General features: G+C 54.8%; 14 protein-coding genes, 1 tRNA gene and 1 pseudogene. 5 read left to right on the forward strand and 11 right to left on the reverse strand.

The annotated features are described in order from the left end of the window. Nucleotides 1-54: 54 nt before the first annotated feature. The 3 genes from MN188_RS02080 to MN188_RS02090 form a co-directional block, all read right to left on the reverse strand. Nucleotides 55-2,490: a GcvT family protein gene (locus MN188_RS02080; RefSeq protein ID WP_242105473.1), complete on the reverse strand. Its 2,436-nt coding sequence runs from the start codon at nt 2,488-2,490 to the stop codon at nt 55-57. A 225-nt stretch (nt 2,491-2,715) separates the two neighbouring features. After that, a complete protein-coding gene (locus MN188_RS02085; protein ID WP_242105475.1) occupies nt 2,716-3,690 on the reverse strand; it encodes a LysR family transcriptional regulator in 975 nt (324 codons plus the stop codon). A 60-nt stretch (nt 3,691-3,750) separates the two neighbouring features. After that, on the reverse strand, nt 3,751-3,978 hold the full coding sequence (locus tag MN188_RS02090) for a hypothetical protein (RefSeq protein ID WP_242105477.1): 228 nt from the start codon (nt 3,976-3,978) through the stop codon (nt 3,751-3,753). A 332-nt stretch (nt 3,979-4,310) separates the two neighbouring features. Here MN188_RS02090 and MN188_RS02095 point away from each other — a divergent pair, with 332 nt between their 5' ends. The 4 genes and pseudogenes from MN188_RS02095 to MN188_RS02110 all read left to right on the forward strand — a co-directional run bounded on the left by MN188_RS02095 (nt 4,311) and on the right by MN188_RS02110 (nt 9,991). After that, the gene (locus MN188_RS02095) at nt 4,311-6,194 is read left to right on the forward strand and encodes a glycosyltransferase family protein (protein WP_242105479.1); all 1,884 of its coding nucleotides are present in this window, start codon (nt 4,311-4,313) and stop codon (nt 6,192-6,194) included. 213 nt (nt 6,195-6,407) lie between these two features. Next, the gene (locus MN188_RS02100; RefSeq protein WP_242105480.1) at nt 6,408-7,397 is read left to right on the forward strand and encodes a glycosyltransferase family 2 protein; all 990 of its coding nucleotides are present in this window, start codon (nt 6,408-6,410) and stop codon (nt 7,395-7,397) included. Nucleotides 7,398-7,808: 411 nt separating this feature from the next. Then, nucleotides 7,809-8,900, forward strand: a pseudogene (locus tag MN188_RS02105) (IS630 family transposase). A 56-nt stretch (nt 8,901-8,956) separates the two neighbouring features. After that, nucleotides 8,957-9,991 (forward strand): DUF354 domain-containing protein, encoded by a 1,035-nt coding sequence (locus tag MN188_RS02110; RefSeq protein WP_242105483.1) that lies wholly within the window; start codon nt 8,957-8,959, stop codon nt 9,989-9,991. 77 nt (nt 9,992-10,068) lie between these two features. Here MN188_RS02110 and MN188_RS02115 read toward each other — a convergent pair whose 3' ends face one another. Both MN188_RS02115 and MN188_RS02120 read right to left on the reverse strand, forming a co-directional pair. Continuing rightward, a complete protein-coding gene (locus MN188_RS02115) occupies nt 10,069-11,184 on the reverse strand; it encodes a glycosyltransferase family 2 protein (protein ID WP_338023225.1) in 1,116 nt (371 codons plus the stop codon). After that, nucleotides 11,117-12,133: a TolB-like translocation protein gene (locus MN188_RS02120; protein ID WP_242105485.1), complete on the reverse strand. Its 1,017-nt coding sequence runs from the start codon at nt 12,131-12,133 to the stop codon at nt 11,117-11,119. The genes MN188_RS02115 and MN188_RS02120 overlap by 68 nt, the downstream gene beginning before the upstream one ends. A 267-nt stretch (nt 12,134-12,400) precedes the next feature. On the opposite strand from MN188_RS02120, the gene MN188_RS02125 reads away from it, so the two are divergent. Beyond that, complete coding sequence (locus tag MN188_RS02125; protein WP_242105487.1) at nt 12,401-13,114, forward strand: class I SAM-dependent methyltransferase; 714 nt, start codon at nt 12,401-12,403, stop codon at nt 13,112-13,114. Between the two features lie 218 nt (nt 13,115-13,332). On the opposite strand, the gene MN188_RS02130 is transcribed toward MN188_RS02125, so the two are convergent. From MN188_RS02130 to MN188_RS02155, 6 genes are all read right to left on the reverse strand, one after another. Further along, the gene (locus MN188_RS02130; protein ID WP_242105489.1) at nt 13,333-14,655 is read right to left on the reverse strand and encodes a lipopolysaccharide biosynthesis protein; all 1,323 of its coding nucleotides are present in this window, start codon (nt 14,653-14,655) and stop codon (nt 13,333-13,335) included. Nucleotides 14,656-14,687: 32 nt separating this feature from the next. Beyond that, entirely contained in the window at nt 14,688-16,463 is a 1,776-nt protein-coding gene (locus MN188_RS02135; protein WP_242105491.1) for an ArnT family glycosyltransferase, read from the reverse strand. Between the two features lie 185 nt (nt 16,464-16,648). Continuing rightward, nucleotides 16,649-17,991, reverse strand: a protein-coding gene (locus MN188_RS02140) for an IS3 family transposase (protein ID WP_242105498.1) whose coding sequence is annotated in 2 segments (ribosomal slippage) — nt 16,649-17,664 and nt 17,664-17,991 — 1,344 coding nt in all. Because the reading frame shifts where the segments join, the coding sequence is not laid out codon by codon here. Beyond that, nucleotides 17,873-18,376 carry a hypothetical protein gene (locus MN188_RS02145; RefSeq protein ID WP_242105500.1) on the reverse strand — a complete coding sequence of 168 codons (504 nt, stop codon included), beginning with the start codon at nt 18,374-18,376 and terminating at the stop codon, nt 17,873-17,875. The genes MN188_RS02140 and MN188_RS02145 overlap by 119 nt, the downstream gene beginning before the upstream one ends. A 196-nt stretch (nt 18,377-18,572) precedes the next feature. Then, a tRNA-Asn gene (locus MN188_RS02150) sits at nt 18,573-18,647 on the reverse strand. Between the two features lie 62 nt (nt 18,648-18,709). Then, nucleotides 18,710-19,621 (reverse strand): MBL fold metallo-hydrolase, encoded by a 912-nt coding sequence (locus tag MN188_RS02155; RefSeq protein WP_242105503.1) that lies wholly within the window; start codon nt 19,619-19,621, stop codon nt 18,710-18,712. Nucleotides 19,622-19,656 lie beyond the last annotated feature (35 nt).

Here is a 19,656-nt window from a genome sequence, read left to right on the forward strand (position 1 = left end):
GTGGACGGGCTGGTGGGCAAGAGCGGGGTGACACGAACCTCTTGTGTTATTTGCTCACCCCCGTATCCGTGCGTGGGTGGGATCATAGGGGCTGGGTGCGATCACCGTGGCGGTCACCAGATCACCACACAAATCAAGCTGCATGGCGCTGCCATTGGCTGACATTTCGATGTCGACGAAGGCATAGGCCAGATTCATGCCGACCCGATGCCCCCAATCGCCCGAGGTGATCGTGCCCACGACCTTGCCGACGTGCATCAGCGAACCGCCCGGGTGCGCCGGCGCGTGGGTCGCGCCGATCTGAAGGGTTACCAGTTTCCGACGCGGACCTTCGGCGTGTCGTTTCACAAGGGCGTCCTTGCCGATGAAATCGGACTTGTCCAGCCTCACAAACCGGTCGAGCCCGGTTTCAAACGGGTCAAACTCGGTCAGCAGATCGGCCTTCCAATGAAGAAAGCCTTTCTCCATCCGCATCGCGTCAACAGCGCGTGCGCCGAACAATTTCATCCCGTGTTGTTCACCCGCCGCCCGCAGCGCCAGATAGACGGAATAGAGCGAGGCGTTGGGCACGTGGATTTCAAAAGCCAGTTCCCCCGAGAAACTGACGCCTAACACGGTGGCAGGCGAGAAGCCGATGAAGCATTCGCGCACGGACAGCCAGGGGAACGCCTCTTTTGACCAATCGCCGCGCGAACAGGCCGACAGCACGTCGCGTGCCTTGGGGCCGGCCAACACAAGGATAGTCTGATCATTGGTCAGGCTCCTGATCTGCACGTCTTCACCGTCGCGCTGGTGCATCTGCAACCAGTCCATGTCGTGAAATTCCGCCGCCGCTGCCGAGCCATACCAAACCCGATCCGGGCCGCGGTCACTGGCGGGAATGTTGGCCAGAGTGGCTTCACCTTTGAGCCTGCCATGATGGTTCAAGAGGTATCCCAGCCCCACGCGCCCATCGTGTTTGGGGGCGTTGCCGCAGAACATACGGTCAAAGAAGGAATGGCGGTCCGCACCGGTGATTTCGAACCGGTTAAAGCCGTTTATTTCGCACAGGCCAACGTTCTCCTGCACATTCTTCACCTCGGCCGCGACCAGTTCGAAAGCCTCGTCGAAATTAAAGGACAGCGACGGGTGGAAGTCGGGCGTGGGCTTGAGGTACTCCATCCGCTCCCACCCATTCACCACTGTGAATTCGGCACCTTCGGCGGCCAGCACCGAGGTCAGCGGCGTGGTTTTGGCCGGGCGCGCGGCCGGGCGGTGTTCGTGCGGGAAATGGAAGCGGAATTCGTTCTGATAATCCTCGATCGCCTTGAGCGCCGTCATCTCGACATTGGTGTGCCCGGTGAACCGACGCGGGTCGATGCACCAGGTGTCATACTGTGCCTCGCCATGCACGATCTGTTGCGCCAGAAGCCAGCCGTGGCCACCGCCTTCGCCCAGACCAGCGCGCAGGCCGATGATGCAGAACGCATTGCGCTTTCCCGGGATCGGGCCAACCAAGGGCGCGCCGTCGATCGTATATGTGATCGGGCCGTTCACGATGGAACGGATACCGGATTCCTCTAATGCCGGCATGCGTTCAAACGCCCCGGCCAGCACGTCCATAACGCGGTTCAGATCGTCCGGGCACAACGCGTTGACGAAGTTCGGGTCGATCCCGTCCATACCCCAGGTCTTGCAATCCTGTTCGTAGAAACCGATCAGCAGACCTCCCTTTTCCTGACGCGCGTAATAGTCCGAGATCGGACAGCGCAAGAGCGGCATTCGGTGGCCAGCCTCGGCAATCGCCGGGATATCCTCGGTCAGGAAATACTGGTGCTCCATCGAGGCGACGGGGTGATGCACATTCATCATCGCGCCCACTTCGTTCACCCGATACCCACAGGCATTTACGACGATATCGCAATCGATATCGCCCTGTTCCGTGTGCACGGTCCAGGTGTCGTCTTTGTGCTGGGTCAGCGCTGTGACCGGTGTGTTGCGGTAAACCTCGGCGCCCGCTTTGCGGGCATGGAAGGCCAGCGCCTGACACAGCTGCGCAGGGTCGATGTCACCGTCCAGCGGATCCCACAGCCCACCCTGGAGGTTGGTCGTCGAAATCAGCGGGTGGCGGCGTGCGCATTCTTCGGCGCCGATCACATCGAACGCCACGCCCATCCCACGTGCCATCGAGGCAAAATGGCGATAACCCTGCATTTGTTCGGGCGTGTTGGCCAGACGGATGCCACCGTCGCCATGATGGTAGTTGATGGGATATTCCGGGTTTTCGGCCAATGCCTTGTACAAGGCGATGGAATGGGATTTCAGACCTACCATCGTCTGGTTCATGCCAAAGTTCGTGACCTGCGCTGCCGAATGCCAGGTTGTGCCGCTGGTCAGCTCGTTGCGCTCGACAAGAACGACGTCGCTCCATCCCTCCTGGGTCAGGTGGTACAGGGTGGAGCAGCCGGCGATCCCGCCGCCGATGACAACGACTTTACAGCGTGACTTCATGGGGGCGCCTTCCGAGAAACCTTAGGCCCTTGGTGTGTTGGTTTCGAACGGATCGCAATGTCTTGTTCAAAATGATGAATAAATCGAAAACAACTTTGGATATTTTGATATCAAGTACCAGTAAGTCAGCTACTTTCCAGCGAACTGAACGTAAGGTTTGCCGCCCCCTGGAAGTTGCGGCGATGTTCGCTGAGACCTTCGGACAAAATCAACTCCCAGTCGCGATCAGTCGATCAGAGCGAGGCTGCCCTTCAGCCAGGGGGTCTTGGCATGAAGCGGGGAGATTGCGTGTTTGGTGATCAGCGCGCGCATCTGGCGATCGACCAGTTCAACCACGGATCGCGAACAATCGGGTGACGATACGATCGACAGGGTGCGCGAGAAGCTCTTGCCCGGAAATTGATTCAGCTCCAGTTTCGAGTGGAACCGTTTTGCACGCGCGAACAAAAGCGGCGTCGTGATGGTCCACCCCGCGCCGGCCGCCACCATGGCCATCAATGTCTGGTTGTTCGAGCATTCGAACCGGTGTTCTGGGACCTTCCCCATGCGCCTAAGCTGTGCCTCGATCTGACGTGCAATGATCAGGTTTAAGGAAAACCTCAGAAAAGGCAATTTTGTGGGTCCATCTGTGAGGTATTCCGACGGGTTCTTTGCTCCGACCTGGGACACGATCACAAATGGGTCACGCAACAACGGACGTTCCTGCAAATCGCGCAAGCGCTCGGTCGGGGTGGCTGTGATGCCCAGGTCAAGCTGCCGGTCGCGCAGTTGGCTGATGATCGAGGTGCTGGTGTCTGTCTGAAACAGGAAGTCACAGCGTGGCATTTGGCGTGACAGGTGGACTGCCAATTCCGGGGTTATGTCACTGTCGAAATCCTCCAATGCGCCAATTCGCAGGTAGCTGGCCTCTAGAATGTTGCCAGCCGATGCCTCGGCCTTGGCCTTGCGAATAGCTTGCAGTGCGCCTTCAATACCGCGCAAAAAAACATGCCCCTTGGGGGTCAGGACCATCGGACGGCGGCTGTGGTTGAACAGGTCAACACCCAGATGATCCTCAAGCCCACGCAAATGATGTGAAACCGTGCTGACAGTCAGGCCCGTTTCCTCGGATGTCGCCTGCAGCGACCCTTTCTGCGCGCAGATCTGAAACAATTCCAGTGACTTGAGGCTCAGGTCCTTTGGTTTTGATTGACGTGGCACAAGGCGGCTCCATTCGACCTAATTCCTAAATCATGTGAATATTTATCCGAAAACCCGAAATTACATAGCGCCGAGTGCCGAAACCACGAAGAAGGTGACTGCTTTGATGTCAGGAACCGGTGCAATTGAGAGTCTGAAAATGCAGCGGGTCGACACCGCCGTATTATTGTCGGTCTGGTCGACAGTGGATTGGGGAACAAAAAACCAGTCCACGGCCTTCGCCCTGGTCAATGCCGGGAACAAGCCACAGGTCGGTTCCTGTTGGCTCTTCCCAGCCAGCGTGAACAAATCCTTACGGTGCGGCGAAGACCAGCGCGGTCAAATTGCTTGCCATTCAAATGGTGAAACCGATCACAACAAACCAAAAGGGCCTAGCGGTCTCTAACTATGCCCAAGTATTCATTGGCTTTGGCAATATACACGAGCGAGCGCGAACCAATAACAGGCTTGTGATGGCAATCTCGCAGGACGACACCTCGAGAATAGACTTAGCTAAGGTTTTGCCCTACTCTAAAAGGTGGCGCCGAACCTGTTTTCGCAACCATAGTGCGTACTTCAGAAGTCAAAAGAAAAGGTAGATTGTTGCTCCCAAGCGTTGAGATTTGCGCGGTTAGAAGCAAATGCTGAAGTCGCATTCCGGTATTCTGGCAATTTCTTTTGGAACGACTTGGCTGGCGCTGGTCGTCTTTTTACCCGCCGGTCTGTGGGTTCCCGACGAAACAGTTATTTACGCCTCGGTCGAGAGTTTGCGCCGCGAAGGCAGTCTGGTCGTAGACAACGGATACAGCACCTTTCAAAACCACGCGCTCCTTTTCAATGACTTGCTGAAGGTAGGCCCGCGGGGGGCAGTGGTTCAGTATCCTTCGGGATATGCGGTCATGCTTGTGCCGTTTTCAGCTGCGGCTGGGCTGAAGGGCATGATGGTAGTCAACGCCGTCTCGGCGGCAGTTTCGGTCTGGCTGACTTTTCAAATCGCGCTTTTGTTGTTTGGTGAACAACGCGTGGCCTTTCGTGCTTCAATCCTTCTTGGTTTGTGCAGCTTTCTCACGATCTATGCCAAGGCCCTCTGGCCACACGCTCTTTCAACTTCGGTTGTTCTGGCAGTTAGCTGGTTTGCGTTGCGCGCGGTCCGTGATTCCATTGGTTGGCGCAAGGACGCGGTCATGTCTGGTCTTGTTCTGGGCCTGGGCTTGTCAGTTCGCGTTGACGTGGTACTAATCGCGCCCGCACTTTTGGCGGTCACCTTGTTTTTGTCACCCCGACCGACGGCAGTTATCGCAACTTCGACGGTCGGCTTCCTGCCCGGGATGCTTCTCGCATCCTGGTTCAATCACCAGAAGTTCGGAACTCTCTCACCAGTCTCTTATGGCAGCATGAACGGCAGCACTTCATTGGCGTCTTATGGTGTTTTTGCGGCTGCTATGATTGTTTTCCTTGCTCTATGCTTGGTAGCCCGCCACATGAAATCGCATCGCGGGTCCAGTGCCGCGATTGTGGTTCTGCTTGCCCTCTTGGTTTCGGCGATCATCGCGATACCGGTGCTGCATCCTATGGAAACTTGGTTAAAAAAGACCATTCGCGGCATTTTCACGCTCTGGTTTGATATGCGGCTGCTTGACGATGAAAGCCACCAAGTCACCCGGCACCAGGACGGGACACTGACGGTTTTTGGGCTTTATAAGAAGGCCGTCGCGCAAAGCATGCCGTGGATAGGCATTCTTGCCACGCTTGTGCTATACCGTGTGCGGCCATCCGAACGCCTTGGTGTGGTTTTCTGTTTTCTGGCCATCGTGATATGGACGCTGCCATTTGCAAGCACTTCGTGGCACGGTGGCTTTGCTGCCAATATGCGGTATTTCCTGCCCGTAATCCCATTTCTTTGCATGCTTGCGGCATCGGCGCTTGACGGACTGCCGCCGTTGTCACGCGCAATCTCTTTCGGTCTTTGGATCGTTGGCGGGGCAATAACGGCAGTTGGGATCGTGATGGGGGTTGGCCTGTCTTCGCAACCAGCCCAGGCGGTGATTCAACATACGCTACCGCTGATCTTCTTTTCGGGACTTGTTGGCTGCACGCTTTTTTCCATGCGCGCGCCTTTTTGGGCAGGGCTCACACGTTTGGCTTTCGCCGCCTGCGTTTTTCTGGGCCTTGTGAACACCTATGCTTTCGACCTTACCATTGACATCATGCGACGCGTCCACAACGCTCAGGACGAGGCAGCAATGTCATCGTTGCCGCAGAACAGCCTTATCTACGCGATGATCTATGAGCCCTTGCTGTTCCAGATCCGTCGTGGAGACCCGATTGCAGCACGCAATCGATTTACCAATCAACTCGATCCCGGTCTTGTCAAAGCGGCTCAGGATGAGGGCTTTACCGTCTATGTGCAGACCGATACGCTGCGCGATCAGGTGCTGGCCGCCCAGCCGGAGATGAGCGCAACGCAGGTTTTCCAGGATGTTCAACTGATCCTGCCCCTTTACCGTCTCGATCCGGCGGAATAGCGCTGTGACGGACCGAGCGTCTTCCTGGGCCAAATTGGCGCGTGCGCACCGGTAGTCCCCATGTTCATCGGGGCTTCCACTCTCAGAAGGGGTGGTGCAGGGCAGGGACGGCAAGTGAGGATAATACCACACTCCCGCCCTGGGCGCGGCGGGAAAAGGCGTAATAGGTTGACCGGCCATCGAGGTTAGGTAGAATTTCGGATTTTGACGTAGATGGTAAAAGAGACCTTGAAACTTGTCATTCAAATCCCGTGCTTCAACGAAGCCGAGACCCTGCCTGCTACGCTGGCGGATTTACCACGCGAGGTATCCGGTTTCGACAAAGTAGAATGGTTGGTTGTCGATGATGGCTCGACCGATGGGACCTCCGAAGTAGCCCGTGTGCATGGCGTTGATCACATCGTCCGGCTTGATCATAATTCGGGACTAGCCAAGGCATTCATGACCGGTCTGGAAGCGGCACTACACCATGGTGCGGATGTTATCGTCAACACTGATGCCGACAACCAATATCAAGCGGCTGCAATCCCCGATTTGACCAGTCCGATCTTGGAGGGACGCGCGGGGGTGGTCATCGGTTCTCGGCCAATCGAAGAGATCGAACATTTCTCGGTCTTCAAGCGTTTTTTGCAAAAGGCGGGCTCGAAAGTGGTGCGCATGGCCGCCGGGGTAGAGGTGCCCGACGCGCCAAGCGGTTTCCGGGCTTTCCAGCGAGAAGCCGCGATGCATCTCTACGTTTTCAACAACTATACCTACACGTTGGAGACGATTATTCAGGCCGGACGTCTTGGTATTCCGCACGCTTGGGTGCCGGTCGGGGTGAATGCGCCGACGCGTCCGTCCCGGCTTGTTCGCAATTCAGCCGATTACGTCTTGAAATCCACGCTGACAATTTTGCGAGTGTTTGTGCTGTACCGGCCGTTCCGCTTTTTTGCGACCTGTGCCTTGATTTTGTCGTTGCCCGGTATCGCGGTATTCGTGCGGTTTTCCATCTATTGGGCTTTGGGCGACGGCGGCGGGAAGGTTCAGTCGCTGACCATCGGCGGAGCCTTTATCGTGTCGGCGATGATCATTCTCATCGGCGGTGTCTTGGCTGGTATGGTTGCAGCCAACAGGATGCTTTTGGCCGAGATCCGATACCGGCAATTGCGCTCGTCTTTGGGCGGAGGTCATAGTCGTCATCGCGTAGATAGTGACCCCTAGTTTTCCTTTTCTGCCGAGTGTCCCCTATCCCGCGGCGTCTTGGTTCTGGCGGTTGTTCATGTCCTTTCGCCTCGAAGTGTTATCGTTGGTCGGAGTAGACCGCCTCACGGGTTTTGACCCTTCGGCACAGCGAAGCCACATCGGCGGGGCGAACTATGGGCGGTACGAAGCGGCAGGTGCCCAAAGGTCTTCCTCTCTCCTCTCGGCGTTTTCGTGCTAGGAGGCCTAAGTTTAGGAGCGAGGATGATGAGTGATCCGCTAACCGGCAACCTCTCGCGAATTGACTCTTTAGTTTTTTGAGGCATTTACCCGGCAACGAAACCAAATGGGCATCCCCAACGTCAACGGACCCTAGTGTTGGCCACCTGACATAAGATTCCCAACGTTGATCTGGTGTGCCATATTCCGCACTTGAGACGCGATGACATCTGCCTTTACCTTTGCTCGGCCGACCGTGCCGAGCTTCAAGTTCTGATCACCACCCGCAACACGCCGCGCAAGCTCGTCTGGCGAGCCGAGATCATACTGTCGACGGCGGATGGTCATGGCACCTTCGAGATCATGCGGCGCGCGGGCATTTCGAAGCCAACAGTCTGGCGATGGCAGCAACGGTATCTTGATGAGGTCGTGGCCGGTCTCAAGCGCGACAAGACGCGGCCCTCGCGCGTCCCGCCGCTCCCGTAGGAAGTCCGGCTGAGGGTGATTGCCAAGACCGTGCAGTAAACCCCGGCCAATGCTACGCACTGGAGCCGTGCGCTGATGGTCGAAGCCATGGGCATTTCGCCGTAGAGCATCGGCCGCATATGAGCGGAAGCTGGTTTGAAGCCGCATCTCACGAAGGGGTTCATGGTCTCGAATGATCCGATGTTCGAGGAGAAGGTCACCGATATCGTAGATCTCCATCTCAATCCGCCAGACCGAGCCGTGGTGCTCTGTGTTGATGAGAAGCCCCAGATTTAAGCGCTGGATCGCACTCAGCCCGGGTTGCAGCTGAAGAAGGGCCGCGCGGCCACAATGGCCCATGATTACAAGCGCCACGGCACGACCACGCTTTTCGCCGCGCTGGATGTGAATTCGGTCACGGTAATCGGCGATTGCATGCCGCGCCATCGTGCGAAAGAGTTCCTGAAATTCCTGCGACAGATCGACAAGGCCGTGCCCGCGCGACGCGATGTGCATCTGGTGCTCGATAACTACGCCACCCACAAGACACCCGACGTAAGAGCCTGGCTGGACAAGTGCCCACGCTTCAAACTGCATTTCACGCCCACCAGCGCATCATGGCTGAACCTTGTGGAGCGCTTCTTTGCCGCGATCACACCAAAACACATCCGACGCGGCAGCTATGTCAGCGTCGATGATCTGAAAACCGCGATCTGCGACTATCTCGCCCAGCACAACGAGAAGCCCAAGCCCTTCAGGTGGACAAGTTCCGTTGAAGACATCCTCTCCCGAGAGCGACACGCACTCAACGCGCTGGATGAAATCCGTGGAAACAGGTAGCAACTGTCAGACTGAGAACACTAGCTGAACGTGTGTCGGAACCTTATACTTTTGAAATGCGCGTACTTATCGACATCGTCCATCCTGCAGATGTGCTGTTCTTCAAGCGTCCGATCGACATGTTCCTTGCCCGTGGTGACAACCTGCTTGTCCTGTCGCGGCACAAGGATATCGCCTGCGCGCTACTGGACAATTTCTCGATCGCGCATCAGCCAGTTACCACCGCCGGGCGCGGCACCTGGGGGCTTTTCAAGGAGATGATAGCCCGTGACGCCGCTGTCTTTCGCGCGGTCCGTCGGTTCGGCGCCGATGTCATGCTTGGCTTTGGGGGGGTGTCGATCTCTCACGTTAGCCGACTTACCAGTATACCTTCGGTCGCCTTCTACGACAGTGAAAACGCTACGCTTCAGACACGTCTGACCTGGCCGTTCATATCCCACCTCTACGTGCCCGAAAGCTATTCGGGCCCGACCCCCAAGGCGCGGACCACGTGGCTTCGGGGTACAAAAGACCTTTCTTTTCTTCACCCTTCGGCCTTTCACGCGAGTGCCGAAATCGCCCGGGCGGCCGGTTGGGACCCGGAACGCCGGAATGTTTTCATAAGGGTCGTGGATTGGCGGGCGAACCATGATATGGGCAAGCAAGGCTGGGGTGCCGAGGCCTTGGTGGGCCTGATCGGTCGCCTGTCGCAACATGCCAAGGTTCACCTCTCCGCCGAAGGAGCGCTCCCCGATCAATTGTACAGACACCGCTATGCGGGGGATCCTGCGCAAGTGCACCATCTCGTTGCAAATTGCGACCTTCTGATCGGAGAGAGCGCGACGATGGCCTGCGAAGCCGCCATAATGGGGGTGCCGGGCATCTACGCAGGGCGCGATTTCCCAGGCTACACCCGCGATCTTGCCCAAGCCGGTTTGATCGACACCTTGCACGCGCATGACGCGGCAACGCTGATCGCAGCAGCCGAGAAACGGCTGCTAGATGACCGCCAGCTTGCAAGAGATAAGCGCGACGCCTATGTCGCAACCTGCCCGGATTGGGCCGAGGCGGTCGTTGGGGCAGCTGATCGTTTCGCGCGCAACAAGGGATGAACCCGAACGAAACCTCCCGTCGTGATGCGACAGTTTCATGGTTGCGACGGTACTCAGATCGCTACAATCCAGCTCGACTATCGCCCAAAGATACTTCTAAGTGACTTCCTTGCTAGCGCCGGCTCCATGACCACTTCTAACAACAGCCATGGGAGATGCCGCCGAGCAAAGAATACAAACGCAAGAAATGATCGAAAGTTCTTAGCTCCGCCGCCGCGAGAAAGTATGGCATCCGCTAAGAGGCCGGCTGTCGTCCGCCGTATCCATGCAAAGTGATGGGCGGCACCTTGTTTCTCGAAGCGCAGCATGGATTCAGCTCCCTGTACAGCTGCCGCGATTGTGCCGGGCTCCGCTTGCGCCTCGTAGGCAAACAGATCCAAAAGTGCCGACATTTCCATTTGTACATGTTCAGGGTATCGGTTTTTCAGGTGCGCCCGACCAATCTTAGAGCAGTTAACCGCCTGTTCCGCACGCCGGGCGAAGGTTATGGCTTTGTCGTGGCGACGATAATCGATTAGGACTTCAGGCAGGACAAAGGTCTCGCCCATTTTGCTCAGGCGAGACCAGAGTTCGTAATCTTGCGCCGTGAGGAAGTCTTCATTGTACATTACCGGCAAGCCCAAGGTATCGAGCCGACGAAAGAAGTACGTTGGATGAGGGGCTGGTGGGTTGAAGCTTAGCATCCACTGAATTTGCCAGTTATCCATACCACGGTTTGAAGTGCGGATCTTGCGGCTTTTGGCGTCGATCATTCGGTAACCAGCGGCACAAGCCACTACTTCAGGATGCGTTTCCATGAAATGGAACTGTTGTTTGAGACGCGCGGGCCGACAGATATCATCTGCGTCAATTCGAGCAATGTATTTTCCTGAGGCAACCTTGAGTGCCCTGTTCAAGGATCTCGTCAAGCCGATGTTGTCCGGGTTGGTCAATAGCCGGATACGTGGATCTGCGTTTGCGGCAGACTTGAGAAAGTCTGAGGAAGCGTCAGTGGATGCATCATCTACGATAATACACTCGAAGTCGGTAAAAGTTTGCAGACCGATGCCATCTAGGCAATCAGTTAGGTAGGGCATTGCGTTATGAACAGCCATAACGACACTTATGCTCGGCATCGGCATTCCCCTAGAAGTCAACCTTGTAGATAGACCGGTTCCCGTCGTGTGTGCTGTCGAAGAAGATGGCGTTTCCATCTCTATTCCAGCGAGGATGAAGATCGCAGCGAGACTCGTTTGCGTATCGCGTGGAAGCCTGGAAGGAAGACAAGGTGCGGCCGCCATCCATATCAAAAACAAGCAGCCGCTGGTCACCAAATAGGTCTGGGTAAGAATCGGTAACCCATTTGCCCGTACGATGGCACAAGCTGGGGTGGCCATCGAAACTTGGGGTGTGGCGAGACAGAGGAGACAAACTTCCCTTTAAGCAATTGTAGACCAGATACTCTGAGCTAAATCCATTATTCGAAGTGAAGAGAACTCTGTGGTCGTCAATCCACCAATAGTGAGACGCCCTGCCGGGCAAAGGAACAACCACGGTTTCTTTGCCGTCGATCGTTCCGACCACGGCGTGAACGTCCCAGTTTTCAGGGTTCTTAAGAGAAGGAATGGTTTTGTATAGGACAGAGTACCGCTTGCTTGATCGGCTCAGTTTCGCAGCGTTAATGTAATGCAGTTCCTTCCTGGAAGTGTCGTTCACTAGTTGGGAAATCTCGGTGAGTGATACAACTGGCCAGCTATCTCCGGACGTGAGATCAACGCCGATTAGCCCATCATCGGCAGGGAGGGGTATGCCGACGAACGGGTCGAGGAGGGCAGGATATCCGTATCCAGGCCTTGCATATGCCAAGCGACCAAAGTTAAGTGATAGCCCGACTTTGGACTCGAAATTCACATCGAACAAAGGGATGTCCGACAGGATCTTCGGTTTGCTGGTTGCGCTCGAAGCGACAAAGCAGGGTCGACCTTCAATCATGGCGTTGTAAGCTAGTTTTTTTTCGGCACCGGGAACCCAGCACAGTCTTGCCCCGAGTTGCCAACTCCAAAGAGTTGTCTGGCCAACTTCAACAAATCGGCGCGCCCTGGACTCGAAATATCCGACACTTGCTATCTTTGCCCCGTCCAGTTGACCAGATTCTTCTTTCACAACATGGGCAAGAACGGCACCCCCATCCTCAGATGATGGCTGAATGTCGTAGTACCCTTGAAAGCAGTCTGCACATGGAAGACTGAATCTGTCTGTGTTGAGGTGGCGCGGTTCACGTCCCACAACCCAACGAGCCCCTCGCAAGAGAGGGCGAAGAACATGGTATCGCGCCACCCGCCGCACTGGTCTTGGTAGCAATTTCAGTATATTCATTGCGGATGGTTCTCTTATTTTTTTTGGTGTTTTACATTCAAGGAACGGATTGACGTGTCACGTTGGCTATATGGTAAATCTTACCATGCGGATCGGAACGAGCAAACTCGATATGCGGCAAGAAAAGTGCTGGGCCTTGTTCTGGATTGGCATGACATCAGAAGTGTGGTCGATGTAGGATGCGGCGTTGGGACATGGCTCGCAACAGCGAAGAGTTTGGGGGCGACCAACATCAAGGGCTACGATGGGCCTTGGGTGGACAAGGCGGCACTGGTCATCCATCTAGACGAATTTCGAGTGTGCGATTTGAACATTCAACTTCCTGACGTTGAGAGATCTGATTTGGTTATCTCTTTGGAGGTTGCTGAACATCTTCGCCCGGAAAGAGCAGAGACGCTGGTAGAGGACTATTGTCGACTAAGTGACATAGTTTTGTTCTCGGCTGCTATTCCCGGCCAGGGGGGGGCCGGACACATAAACGAGCGTTGGCAAAGCTATTGGGCAGAACTCTTTGATAGGCGCGGATATGACGCATTGGATGTTCTGAGGCCTTATCTGTGGGGTGATAAGAATATTGCCTGGTGGTATCGTCAAAATATGCTGCTTTACGTTCGCCGCGGTTCTCAGTCTGCGCGTGCGTTGTCCGAACTGAGTACGGCACCCCGCGAGTATTTGGATGTTGTCCACCCTGAACAATTCAACGTGGTTAACGCTGGTTTGGCCCAGCGTGCTTTGCGTCAATTTGGTAGAAAAATTCTGGGACTGTGAGGCCGGGGAGGCGCTGTTAAAGTTTTTGGCCAAGAGTTTTCAGGTAATCCCCAAAGGGTGAGTGATTGTTGTTTGGTTGCACGGCCTACGACGGTGTGCAACGTCGTCAGGGTACTCTTCATAGTCTGTCTCCCTCGTTGGAGAGCAGACCAACCCCAAAGCGAGGGTTTTTTAAGGGAGCAGGTCAGACGAAACTCTCCTTGGGTTGAAGTGCTGGGCTAACTATTGGGAGATGCCGATTGGTACTGGGCTTCTAGGTTTGGTAAGTCCTGATAAATACGTCGCCAGTTATAGAACGACCATGACAGTTCAAAAACGAGGTGGGATAGTGCAATTCCCATGAGGCCAAGCACCGGTGTCGCAAGGAACATCGAAGTAAAGTAGATTAGGGTTGCATAGACTACAGAACGAAGAAACTCACCAGTTCTGTCTAAGGTAACTGTGAGTGGAAGAAGTGTAACGCCACTTAGGTATGTTGACTTTGCGAACAGAAGTAGGACCGTGAGGATTTCGGCCTGACGGTAGTCATCTCCAAAGAGCGTAGACAGTACAGCTCCACCCCACCAAAAAGAGGATGCGGCAAAAACCATCCCAAGTACAGCGCATACTGCAGCGATCGTCCTGGCGTACTTCACCGCGGACATTGGACCGCCAACAACCATTTTCCGGGAAATTCTCGGGCTGGCAGCTTGTTGGAGGGGCCGACCGATCTGACCAAGAAAATTAGCAAGGTCCTTAGCAACCCTTAAAAAAGCTGCTGCTCCCGGGCCAAGAAAAGTCCCTGCCACAATGATATCAGCGTCCTGACTTAGAAGGCGTAATCCAAACGTGAGGTTCGTTTGGATCAACATTCTCCAGAAGCCTTCAAGTTTACGGATTGCTGCACGAGCACCTGCACGCCAGATATCTGACATGCTGTTTTCACGCAGGGCTGCCTGTGCCCGAGATATGTACCACAGATTGGTAATCAGTTCTGCAACGAGCCAAATAAGCAAGTACGCTCCGACCTCTAGCGCGTTCCAAGAAGCAACTGTCCAGCCAAGCGCCACCAACGAGGCGAGGCAAACTTGCCTAAAGCCAATGGTCCAGAATTTCTCGAAGTTCCGGAGAATGGCCTCGGTCACACCTAGTATTCTGGAGGGAATGACGAGGCAGAACGCTATTGCAAAGGGTGTCGTCTCGTCGGACAGCCCGATCAATGCGCCCACAATTGGTAGACCTGCGACTGCCAGAGCACAGGCAATGAATGCGGTCAATCCATCGATCAGAACTCCAGCCTTAATAATGCCCTTTAGGGATGAGTAATCTTCGCTATGAAGGGTTTCTGCCACAAAACGGGTTAAAACATTCACTGACTGAAAATTAAAAAATCCGTCGATAAGTTTCGTGTAGGCCAACACGATAGCGATTTGGCCATACTCGGATATGCCAAGCGCTCGCGCGGCGATAACGTTCGCAAATAAAAGAGGGACGGCGGCCAGAAAGTTTGAGCTCACCAGCTTCGAAAACCCGACTAAAAGGCGCGGATCAGAAAAGATCATCTAGTATCACAGTTCCGTTTGGCAGAAAGCTGTTACTCTTGCTTCGATTCCGCATTTTCCAAAGACGCATCAGGCTGTACCAATAGCCCTGTAGAGTTTTCAGCGGGTATGGGGACACCAGGATTTGCAAGGCGAAGCGGGGGCACGAAGGGAAAGGGGTTTGGCGGCGTTTCAGTGGGAACCTCCAAATTGTCGCCCCAGCGTAGCCTAACATCAGCGGTTCTGATGCCCGAAATTGTAAGCAACCCCCGGTCAAGCCAGAGGACATCGCCCGGTTTATAGCGAGCGCCATTAACAGTAACATCGCTTCCTTCCACCGTATACTGTCCAGGTATCAAGTTTTCGAGTCCGAATTCTTTTGCTCCGGCGGGGATGTTTTTACCAGCTACCCAGATTGGCCCCCAATGCTGGATGTAAGAAGTGTCCAAAATGGCAGCATCTTGAGGTAGCCAATAATCACTCGCTTCTGGGTTTCCAAGTTCAGCGTTGAAAGGCAAGTAATTGGCGATAACTAGGGGAACCTCTTTTTTTGAAAGAATTGACCTTAGTTGTGGAATCCCTCTATTTTTGTAGGCCGCTCGCCCTGCACGGGATTGGTAAAACTCTAGCGCGCGGTCATACGATCCTAGTACGCCGGAAATATCAAAATAGGATATGGGATTCGGGAACAGTCTATATGCTACTGTGATAAACTCTTTCTGCTTTTGAAGAGCAAGCCGCTGGGGGCCTGATGGGAAGATGATAATGGCTAGGCCCCAAAAGGTAACAAGCAATGTTACTGCGGGGACAGTATTTCGTTTGCCTATACACCTGTCTAGGGTGGGCGCCATGGCGGATAGCAGCGGAGGTAATAGGAAGATATAAAAGTAAGGATAGCTGTTTTGATATATAAGCAAACTAAAAGAAGGCATTAAAAGAAGTGCTCTCGCAGCTCTAGTGTCGGGTTTGCTTTGGGGGCTTGTCAGCCCCCACGCGGTGAGTAAACCCAGAATGGCAATATGAGGTGAATGCGCGGTTTGTAGTTTGAAGTATTCCCATCCAGGAAAGAAGCCATTTGTAAAGAAGAACCCAACGGTTGAGCTGACTCGCTTTGCGACCGATGAAACGCTTGATGTGGATGAGAATCCGGAATGCCAAAGATACAGGCCGCAGAAGACCAGTATGCTCAGTGCAAAGCTTGTTGCTATTCTCGCGGCCACTTTACCACGCTCGTCCGCGCTTTGAATTCGCAGCCATGCAACTCCCAGAAATGCGGGTATGTAGATGACGGTTTTTACAGAAATAATACCAGCAAGCCCGCAAAGAATAGCCGATCCTACAATTGTGAAAGGATTCAGTGGTCGTCGGGTCAGAAGCCAAAGTGAGGACATCAGCAAGACAGTGATCTGAGGGTCTGATCTGAAAAAGCCTCCCCGGGAGGCGACAAAACCACCAGTGATGTAGAAAAGCCCCACTAGGGCAGACGCTCGTCGTGAAGCAAAGGCGCGCGCAACGCCGTAAATGGCGAGGATGGTGCCAAATTCACATAGCAGCATGAGGAAGCGTATGATCCGAACGTGGTCAATAACGTCTCCTGGCAGGCCGGGAACCCATTGCAAATAGTGTACGAAAAACGTTTGCAGAGGGCTGGTAAGCAATCCGTTTTTGAATTTAATGATAATGTTATAGTGGTGAAACTCATCCCAATGTAGACCACCAGAGATGGCTAAATATGATTGAGCACAGAACACTATTGCAATAGAAGCCCAGATGATAGCGAGATCATCTTTTTTCGGACTCGCACTGTGCCTCGCCACTCTTGAAGTCATGCTGGATTCTCGAGAACCGGAACTAGCCATTTTTCCAATTTTGTTCTTTCGTTATTCTTCAGGTTTAATACTACATCTGTTGATGTGCTAATGTTGGTCTGTTGTCTTTGGTGTCCGTCGTCAGGTTTTTTGGGACCAGTGGCTGCGTAAACTAAGAGAGAGTTTGGCTCATCTGGTTGGTTTGATTATGCGGCGTGCTGGCGGTGATGCAAGCGTCGCGCTTCGAGTGTCTTTCGTTTGATCCTTTCGCGTTGTTTTAGAATGGCTTTGTCACGCCCGAAGTAGACGTCAGCGGGTGTGACGTTGTTGATGTTCTCGTGATAGCGCTGGTGATTGTAGTGATCGACGAAGGCTTCGATTTGGCGTTCGAGATCACCCGGCAGGAAGTAGTTTTCGAGCAGGATGCGGTTCTTCAAGGTTTGGTGCCACCGTTCGATCTTGCCCTGTGTCTGAGGATGATATGGCGCACCGCGAGAGTGCTTCATGCCTTTGTCTTTCAGCCACTCAGCCAGATCCCCGGAGACGTAACTTGAGCCGTTGTCGCTGAGCAGACGTGGTTTGTGAACAACGTGAACTTGATCACAGCCGGACGCCCGCAATGCGAGGTCCAGCGTGTCTGTCACGTCTTCAGCCCGCATGTTGGTGCAGAGCTTCCAGGAGACGATGTAACGGCTGTAGTCATCGAGAACCGTGCTGAGATAGAACCAGCCCCACCCAAGGACCTTGATGTAGGTTAAGTCGGTCTGCCAAAGCTGATTGATCGCTGTGGTTTTGTCTGTGAACTCATTGGCTGCCTTGATGACGATGAACGCCGGGCTTGTGATCAGATCATGTGCCTTGAGCACGCGATACACTGTGGATTCTGAGACAAAATAGTGCTCCTGATCCGTGAACGTCACGGCCAGCTCGCGCGGTGACAGTTCCGTCTCTTGTAAGGCGAAGTCGACGACCTTGCGCTTCACCTCGTCAGGCACGCGGTTCCAGACATGCTTTGGTTTGGGAGATTGATCCTGCAATCCGGCCTCACCGCGCTGTAGATACCGATCGTACCAACGATAGAACGTCGTGCGTGGAATGCCCAACTTGGCCAGCGTTTGACGTGCTGACAGATGGCTCTCTTCGACCAATCTGATGATCTCAAGCTTCTCTGATGCTGCATACCTCATTCGGGGTCGCCCCCACCGTCGAACATGCTTTTTTTGAGAAGCCGCAGTTCGAGCGTTTGTTCTGCAACCACCTCTTTGAGATCCTTGGCCTCCCGGCGCAGCTCCTTCACTTCGTCGGTGTTTGCAGCCCGTGCTGTGTCCCCGGCAAGCCGCTTCTTCCCGGCCTCCATGAAGTCCTTGGACCACTTGTAATAAATGCCCTGCGATATCCCCTCCCGGCGACAAAGCTCAGCAATGCTGTCCTCACCGCGCAGGCCATCCAAGACGATCCTGATCTTCTCTTCGGATGAATAATGTTTGCGGGTCGCCCGCTTGATGTCTTTGACGATCTTCTCGCCAGGGCTCTTCGTTGTCTTTCTCATCGTCCACTCCTCGGTGGTTACGATGAGCCAAGAACACTCTCTTATCAAATCGGCCTATTTGGACCCATATACCCATCTTATGAATGGCAACATCAATGCTTTCATCTTCAGGGTGAGAGAACCAGGAATCAATCGGTACACGCGCAATACCCAGTGCTGGGTCACCCACCTTCATGTTCAGTCGGATAATAGTTTCTTGGACACCCTTCTTTCTGAGCCCATCAATAACATGCTTTGCGGTAACGGCATAAATTGGATCAGCAACTCCATTACCCTGATCTCGTCCGATGAAGAATACGGAGCCAACAGGGCCAAAGGTGTTATTGATTTGATTGGCATACCCGATGTACGCAACGCACTTTCGGATGTTTTCTGGAACACGCATGTTTAGATGGTACCACTCTGAAGGGTTTTAGCCAGTTCGTGAAATGCAACCTAACCCTGTGTAGCAGGTTACCCCCCCGTAGTCTAACCGCCGCTGAACATACCTTATCATGGGTAAATGAGGCGATTTCTGAGCCTAAAAAGAGCCTAAAAAACCAAAAGGGCTTAGCGATTTCTCGCTAAGCCCTTGAAATCTTTGGCTCCGGCGGTAGGGATCGAACCTACGACCAATTGATTAACAGTCAACTGCTCTACCGCTGAGCTACGCCGGAACTGAGGCGTGATATAGCGGCGGGGTTCGGGGGCGTCCAGAGGTTTTTTCGACTTTTTTGCGCTAGCCGATGCGGGTGAACTTTGCGGTGAAATCCAGCATGGGGGCGGGGCGCACTAGGTCTCTCGTGGTCAGGTCGATCAGGTGGGCAAAGACGTTGCGGGCGGCGGCGGGAAGCAGCGCTTTGGGTGTCTCGGTATAGATCCGGCGGGTGAGGCTGGGGATGTCCTGCGGCGGGCCGTCGAGGGCGGCCAGGATCTCGGCCTCGCGCCCCAGGCGGTGCTGGATCAGCCAATTGACCCGTGCGGCGGGGTCGGTCACCGGCGCGCCGTGGCCAGGGTAGTAGATACGGTCCTCGCGCGCGGCCAATCTACGGCAGGAGGCCATGAAGGCGGTGAGGTCGCCATCAGGGGGCGAGACCAGAGAGCTGGCCCACCCCATCACATGATCTGCTGTGAAAACAGCATCCTCCAAAGCAAAGCTCATGTGATTGGCGAAATGTCCTGGGGTCCAGATCGCTTGCATCCGCCAGTCGCCGAAGTCCAGAATATCACCATCGGCCACGCAGCTGTCGGGGTTGAAATCCCGGTCCACCCCTTCGCCGCCCGAGGCCATGCCGCGCGCCACAAGGTCGCGCATCACCGCGCTGCGCCCGGCCGTGGCGTCGCCATAGGCCAGCACCGGCGCGCCTGTCGCCTCGGACAAAGGGCGCGCCAGGGGCGAGTGGTCCAGGTGGGCGTGCGTGACCAGGATGTGACTGATCACCTCGCCGTGGTTCAGGCCGCCCAGGATTGCGTCGTAATGTGCGGGTAGGGCTGGTCCGGGGTCGATCACCGCCACGCGGCCTTCGCCGACCACATAGGTGTTGGTTCCCCAGAAGGTCATCGGCGATGGGTTCGGGGCCAGGATCCGCCTGATTCCGGGCTCCAACCGCTGCAGGATGCCGACCGGTGGTGCGTTATTCATCTGGTCCATTCCGGCCCCTTTCCGTGTTGGCGCCATTCACACCG

Origin of the sequence: Aliiroseovarius subalbicans (assembly GCF_022678625.1) — a bacterium.
Taxonomy (GTDB): Bacteria; Pseudomonadota; Alphaproteobacteria; order Rhodobacterales; family Rhodobacteraceae; genus Aliiroseovarius_A; species Aliiroseovarius_A subalbicans.

What these genes read in the sequence shown, in the direction of transcription:
- MN188_RS02080 (WP_242105473.1), bottom strand. Translation starts at nt 2,490, where the DNA reads ATGAAGTCACGCTGTAAAGTCGTTGTCATCGGCGGCGGGATCGCCGGC.
- MN188_RS02095 (WP_242105479.1), top strand. Translation starts at nt 4,311, where the DNA reads ATGCTGAAGTCGCATTCCGGTATTCTGGCAATTTCTTTTGGAACGACT.
- MN188_RS02100 (WP_242105480.1), top strand. Translation starts at nt 6,408, where the DNA reads ATGGTAAAAGAGACCTTGAAACTTGTCATTCAAATCCCGTGCTTCAAC.
- MN188_RS02110 (WP_242105483.1), top strand. Translation starts at nt 8,957, where the DNA reads ATGCGCGTACTTATCGACATCGTCCATCCTGCAGATGTGCTGTTCTTC.
- MN188_RS02115 (WP_338023225.1), bottom strand. Translation starts at nt 11,184, where the DNA reads ATGGAAACGCCATCTTCTTCGACAGCACACACGACGGGAACCGGTCTA.
- MN188_RS02130 (WP_242105489.1), bottom strand. Translation starts at nt 14,655, where the DNA reads ATGATCTTTTCTGATCCGCGCCTTTTAGTCGGGTTTTCGAAGCTGGTG.
- MN188_RS02135 (WP_242105491.1), bottom strand. Translation starts at nt 16,463, where the DNA reads ATGACTTCAAGAGTGGCGAGGCACAGTGCGAGTCCGAAAAAAGATGAT.
- MN188_RS02145 (WP_242105500.1), bottom strand. Translation starts at nt 18,376, where the DNA reads ATGCGTGTTCCAGAAAACATCCGAAAGTGCGTTGCGTACATCGGGTAT.
- MN188_RS02155 (WP_242105503.1), bottom strand. Translation starts at nt 19,621, where the DNA reads ATGGACCAGATGAATAACGCACCACCGGTCGGCATCCTGCAGCGGTTG.